General features: G+C 60.0%; 3 protein-coding genes. All 3 read left to right on the top strand.

What is annotated here, in order from left to right:
• Positions 1-4663 (top strand): immunoglobulin-like domain-containing protein (locus ACNFBR_RS19785; protein WP_416736413.1); only part of this gene is annotated, 4663 nt, incomplete at its 5' end.
• Between the two features lie 373 nt (positions 4664-5036).
• Positions 5037-5378 carry a hypothetical protein gene (locus ACNFBR_RS19780; RefSeq protein ID WP_012269973.1) on the top strand — a complete coding sequence of 114 codons (342 nt, stop codon included), beginning with the start codon at positions 5037-5039 and terminating at the stop codon, positions 5376-5378.
• Positions 5379-5575: 197 nt separating this feature from the next.
• On the top strand, positions 5576-6475 hold the full coding sequence (locus tag ACNFBR_RS19775) for a TauD/TfdA dioxygenase family protein (protein ID WP_416736412.1): 900 nt from the start codon (positions 5576-5578) through the stop codon (positions 6473-6475).
• The last annotated feature ends 13 nt before the right edge of the window (positions 6476-6488 follow it).

The following is a 6488-nucleotide window of genomic DNA, read 5'->3' as shown; positions in this document are numbered from 1 at the left end:
TGTCACCGACACCACCGACGAAGTGATCGCGAAACTGACCGCGACGCCATCGGTCACCGAAGGCGGCGTGATCACCTACACCGTGACGCTGACCAACAAAGACGGCCTGCCGATCGACAAGCACGGCGCCCTGACCTTTACCCTGGACGATGGCAAAACCACCATCACCATCCCGGCCAACGGTACTTCTGGCACCGCCACGGTCACCGCCCCGGACAACGTCTACGTCGGCACCAACCCTGCGATCGTCAAAGCGATCGCCACGGTCAGCGGCGTTGATGTGGACAAGTTCGAGAAGCTGACCCTGGACAAAACCGAGGTCAAAACCACTGTCACCGACGAGCCTGGCTCGGGTGTTCCTGGCGACAACAACCAGGGCGACCTGGTCAAAGTCACCATCACCGCCGACCAGACCTCGGTGGCCGAGAACGTCAAACCGACCTTTACCGTGCACATCAACCAAGCGTTGGCCAACGACCTGGTCGTGACCCTGAGCAACAACGCCCAGGTCACCATCAAAGCCGGCGATACCAGCGTTAAATATGAGCACGCGGCTCAGGGCGACGACGTCTACAAAGACTCGGGTGAAATCAGCCTGGGCATCAAGTCGGCCGCCGACATCGGCAACCGTCCGTTCGAGAACCTGCAGCTTGGCGATGCGGCGAAGGTCAGTGTCACCGACACCACCGACGAAGTGATCGCAAAACTGACCGCGACCCCGTCGGTCACCGAAGGCGGCGTGATCACCTACACCGTGACGCTGACCAACAAAGACGGCCTGCCAATCAACAACCACTCGGCGCTGACCTTCACGCTGAGCGATGGCAAAACCACCATCACCGTGCCGGCCAACGGCACCGTGGGCACTGCCACCGTGACCGCCCCGGACAACGTCTACGTCGGCGCCAACGACCCTGTGATCAAGTCGATCGCTACGGTCAGCGGTACTGATGTCGACAAGTTCGAGAAGCTGACCCTGGACAAAACCGAGGTCAAAACCACTGTCACCGACGAGCCTGGCTCGGGTGTGCCTGGCGACAACAACCAGGGCGACCTGGTCAAAGTCACCATCACCGCCGACCAGACCTCGGTGGCCGAGAACGTCAAACCGACCTTCACCGTGCACATCAACCAAGCGTTGGCCAACGACCTGGTCGTGACCCTGAGCAACAACGCCCAGGTCACCATCAAAGCCGGCGACACCAGCGTCAAGTACGAGCACGCGGCACAGGGCGATGACGTCTACAAAGACTCGGGCGAAATCAGCCTGGGCATCAAGTCGGCCGCCGACATTGGCAACCGTCCGTTCGAGAACCTGCAGCTGGGCGATGCGGCGAAGGTCGGTGTCACCGACACCACCGACGAAGTGATCGCGAAACTGACCGCGACGCCATCGGTCACCGAAGGCGGCGTGATCACCTACACCGTGACGCTGACCAACAAAGACGGCCTGCCAATCAACAACCACTCGGCGCTGACCTTCACGCTGAACGATGGCAAAACCACCATCACCGTGCCGGCCAACGGCACCGTGGGCACTGCCACCGTGACCGCCCCGGACAACACCTACGTCGGTGCCAACGACCCTGTGATCAAGTCGATTGCTACGGTCAGCGGGACGGATGTCGACAAGTTCGAGAAGCTGACCCTGGACAAGACTTCGGTCACCACCACCGTCCTCGACAACGACCACCTGCCGGTTTCGCCTGGCGGTGCGGTATTTGGTGTTGAAGACACCGACTACGTGTTCGCCTGGAGTGATTTCAAAGTCACCGATGCCGATGGCAACACTGGCCTGTCCGTGACCATTACCTCGCTCCCGGCCGCCGGCAGCCTGCAGTTCTTCAACGGTACCGCATGGGTGAATGTGGCCGTTGGCCAGGTGGTCAGCCAGGCGGATATCACTGCCAAGAACCTGAAGTTCGTTCCGGCCCTCAACCAGTCAGGTGCGGACAACTACGGCGGCAATGGCGTGGGTAACCAGCAGGCCGACTACGCGCAGTTCAAGTTCAAGCCGAACGATGGCACCAACCTGGGCAGCGAAGTAACCATGAAGGTCGACATCAGCCCGGTTGCGGATAAACCGACCCTGAGCTTCGGCAGCGCGGATATCGACTCCAAAGGCCTGACCAAGGAAGTCTGGACCAGCCTCAAAGGCTTGGGTACGGGCGGCAATGGCATCACCGGCGAAGACCTGAAAACGGTATTTGCCAACTCTGGCAATGCCAACTCCAGCAGCACCACCACCAACGTGCAGTCCGATGGCAGCGTCACCGCTGGCACCGGCTCGAAAACGTCGGGCCTGATCTACCTGGAAGCCGGCAAGACCTACACCTTCAGCGGTACCGCTGACGACAGCTTCGTGGTCACCATTGGTGGCAAGACCGTGGTCACGGCCACCTGGGGCGCGGGTGGCCAGGTTTCGGGCACCTTCACCCCGAACACCAGCGGCTACTACCCAATCGAGGTCTACCATGCCAACCAGTCTGGTCCAGGCAGCTATGACCTGAACATCCAGGTAGGCTCCGGTGCTGTCACTGACCTGAGCAGCTCGAACGTCAAGATGTACCAGAACGTGACCGAGATGGCCAACGCTGGCCTGGGCGTGTCCGACCTGCACACCGTGAATGGTCAGAGCTACTACGACGGCTACAAACTCAACGAAGGGCCGGAAGGTGGCTCGGTGAAACTGGTCGGCATTACCACCGCCCTGACCGATACCGACGGTTCCGAAACCCTGAACGTGACCCTCAGCGGTATCCCGAAAGGTACCGTGCTGAGCGATGGTGCAGGCCATACCGTGACGGTGGGCAGCAGCCCGGTCGATGTGACTGGCTGGAAACTCAGCGGGTTGACCCTGACGCCGCCGGCCTACTACAAAGGCTCGTTCGACATCACTGTCACCTCGACCGCTACCGAAAGCCTGGGCGGTTCGGCCATCACCACCGGCAACATCCCGGTGACGGTGTACCCCGCGACCTACAAGGCCAGCGTAGGCACCTCGGGCAACGACACCATGACCGGCAGCGAAGGCAACGACATCATTGTCTCCGACGTGTCGGGCCTGAACGTGGTCCAGGGCAAGAACTACAACATCGCCTTCATGGTCGACAGCTCGGGCAGTATGAGCGACAAGTCGATTGCCGATGCGAAGACGCAGTTGGCCTCGGTGTTCAATTCGCTCAAGGCCAGCCTGGGTTCCGATACCTCGGGTACCGTGAACATCTTCCTGGTGGACTTCGACACTCAGGTGAACAAGAACGTGGCGGTGAACCTTGCCGACCCGGATGCCTTGAGCAAGCTGCAAGCGGTATTGAACTCGATGGTGGGTGGCTACAACGGTGGTGGCACCAACTATGAAGACGCGTTCAAGACCACGTCCAACTTCTTCAACAGCACCATGGCGACCAGTAACAAAGGTGCGGAGAACCTGACTTACTTCATTACCGACGGTAAGCCAACCTACTACCAGAGCGGGGAGTCCACCAACCCTAGCCTGTGGAAGAATGGCAAGAACCTGGATGATGTGGTCAACGTCAACAACTACAAGATGGGCGATACCTTCAGTGCCTGGGCCGACAGCACGCACAAGGTCGAGATCAGCAGTAGTGGCGTAGTCAAAGTGCTGACCTACACCGAGAAAAAAGGTGAGTTGGTGTATGACTCCACCAAGACGGTTGGCACCCTGCATGCACAGGGGGATGGCACCTATGAATTCTCCAGCCTGGGGGGTACTGGCTACGCAGACTACTGGAACTACGTGGATTCGGCGGCGGGTTCCACTGCGAGCTTCGCAGTGCTGGGCGGCACCAACGGCTTGAGTAAAGTGCAGGCCATCGGCCTGAACAGCGATGTCACGCTGAACGACCTAAAACCTTACGACAGCGCTGGCAAGCCACAGACCAACATCGACCCGTCCGACCTGGCGAAGGCGATTCTTGGCCACTCCGAAGCAACGGTACCAGGTGCCGACACCATCGATGGTGGCAATGGCAACGACATCATCTTCGGTGACTTGATCACCCTCAACGGCGTTGTCAGCGAGGGCTACCAGGCCCTGCAGACCTACGTTGCGCAGAAGAGCGGTGTCGAGGTCAGCTCCGTCACCACCAGCAATGTCCACCAGTACATCACCGAGCACTACACCGAGTTCGATATCTCCGGTGCCAAAGACGGCAATGACATCCTGTCTGGCGGCAATGGCAACGACATCCTCTTCGGCCAAGGTGGTAACGACACCCTCGATGGTGGCAGAGGCAACGACATCCTGCTGGGCGGTACCGGCAATGACACCCTCATCGGTGGCCATGGCGACGATATCCTGATCGGTGGCAGCGGTGCCGACACCTTCGTGTGGAAGGCTGGCGATTTCGGCAACGACGTCATCAAGGACTTCAAGCTGAGCGACAAGGACAAGATCGACTTGAGCGATCTGCTGCAGGGCGAGAAAGGCAGCACCATCGACAATTACCTGAAGCTCACCACGGTGGACGGCACGACCACGCTGCAGGTCAGCAGCGAAGGCAAGCTCAACGCCGCCGGGGGCCTGGCAAATGCCGATGTGACCATCAAGCTGGAAGGGGTGAACTGGTCCAACACCACGATCAACTCGTTGATCAGCGGTGCTGACCCAACCATCATCATCCATAACAAGGACAGCTGATGCGCTAACGGGCTGCTCTGCAGCCCAATCGCCGGCAAGCCGGCTCCCACAGATACAGCACAAGCCATTAAGGCATGCGCGGCATCTGTAGGAGCAGCCTTGTGCTGCGAAGAGGCCATTTCAGGCTGAAGCTGATCTTGAGCCCTACGGTCCTCTTCGCAGCACAAGGCTGCTCCTACAGGCACGGCGCCGATCAGACGACCTACGCTGTACCTGTGGGAGCTGGCTTGCCGGCGATTGGCCGCACGGCGGCCACAGCCCTTTCGCACCATCTTCCGACAGCGCATACTCTGGCGCCGGGCCTGCGTGCCCGGTGATCTTTGCCTATGCTGCTGTCTACCAACAAGGAACCAACGTGACGAGGGACACCGCCATGTTCTACGTGCAACGCGACGCTGCCGGCCAGTTGCTGCGGGTAGAAGCAGCCGCTTTTGACCAGTTCACCGAAATGCTCCCTGCCGACCATGCCGATATCCAGGAGTGGTTTGCCGACGACGTCGTGGAAAACAGCCTCAACCAGCTCAAGCAAAGTGACTTGGACATGATCCGCGTGCTTGAGGACTTGATCGATGTGCTGACCGCCAAAGGTGTGTTCAAGATCACCGACCTGCCCGCCGGTGCCCAGGCCAAGCTGCTCAACCGCTCCACCGCGCGCAAGGCGCTCAGCAGCCTGAACAACCTCATCGATGAAGAAGAGCAGGGCGGGCTGATCTGATCGCGAACCGCCCGAGCCCAGTGCTATGGTTATTTCTTAAAGGTATTTAAAATATTTCTCTTATGACTTTATAGTCACTTCCACTGCGTACCCGTCGACCAATCGATGCGCCGCACGACTTGAACCCACACGGGAAATCCCCGTGCGTTTCTGATCGTTGCGCGCCGTTTAAGTCGCGCACTGCGTGGGAGTGAAAAATGTCAGCCGCCTCGAACGCCTTGTCGACCATCGACAGCGCCCAGCCGCAATCCTTCGAAATCCGCCCGTTCTCCGGTGCCGTCGGCGCCGAGATCATCGGCCTGGACCTGGCCAGGCCAGTCAGCAGCGAGGATTTCGCCCGTATTCATCGCGCCCACCTCGACCACCATGTACTGGTGTTCCGCGACCAGCGCATCAGCCCGCAACAGCAGATTGCCTTCAGCCGCCGCTTCGGTGAGTTGCAGATCCATGTGCTCAAGCAGTTCCTGCTGACAGGTCACCCCGAGATCCTGATCGTTTCCAATATCATCGAAAACGGCCACAACATCGGCCTGGGCGATGCCGGCAAGTTCTGGCACTCGGACCTGTCGTACAAAACGCTGCCCAGCCTCGGCTCCATGCTGCATGCCCAGGAACTGCCCAGCGAAGGCGGCGATACCCTGTTCGCGGACATGCACAAAGCCTGGGACGGCGTACCCGACGCCCTGCGTAAAGTGGTCGAGGGCCGCAGTGCCGCTCACTCCTACACCGCCCGTTACGCCGAGACCAAATTCGAAGGCAACTGGCGCCCGACACTGACGGCCGAACAATTGGCCCAGGTACAGGAAGTCATCCACCCGGTGGTTCGCACCCACCCGGAAAATGGCCGCAAGGCCCTGTTCGTCAGTGAAGGCTTCACCACCCGCATCGTCGGTCTGCCAGACGACGAAAGCCACGACGTGCTGCAACAGCTGTACGCCCTGAGCGTGCTGGAACAGAACATCTACCGCCACCAGTGGCAGCCCCATGACCTGGTCTTCTGGGACAACCGCTCGCTGATCCACCTGGCCGCTGGCTGCCCCGCACACCTGCGGCGCAAGCTGTACCGCACCACCATCCAGGGCGATGCCCCGTTCTGACGACTGAGGAACC

It is taken from the genome of Pseudomonas sp. NY11955, assembly GCF_048068035.1.
In the GTDB taxonomy this organism is placed as follows: Bacteria; Pseudomonadota; Gammaproteobacteria; order Pseudomonadales; family Pseudomonadaceae; genus Aquipseudomonas.
Note: the sequence above shows the minus strand (reverse complement) of the source record. Positions and strands in the feature narration are given on the sequence as shown.

Bases quoted from the DNA above. Each gene is read 5' to 3' on its own strand.
- ACNFBR_RS19780 (WP_012269973.1), top strand. From the start codon at position 5,037: ATGTTCTACGTGCAACGCGACGCTGCCGGCCAGTTGCTGCGGGTAGAA.
- ACNFBR_RS19775 (WP_416736412.1), top strand. From the start codon at position 5,576: ATGTCAGCCGCCTCGAACGCCTTGTCGACCATCGACAGCGCCCAGCCG.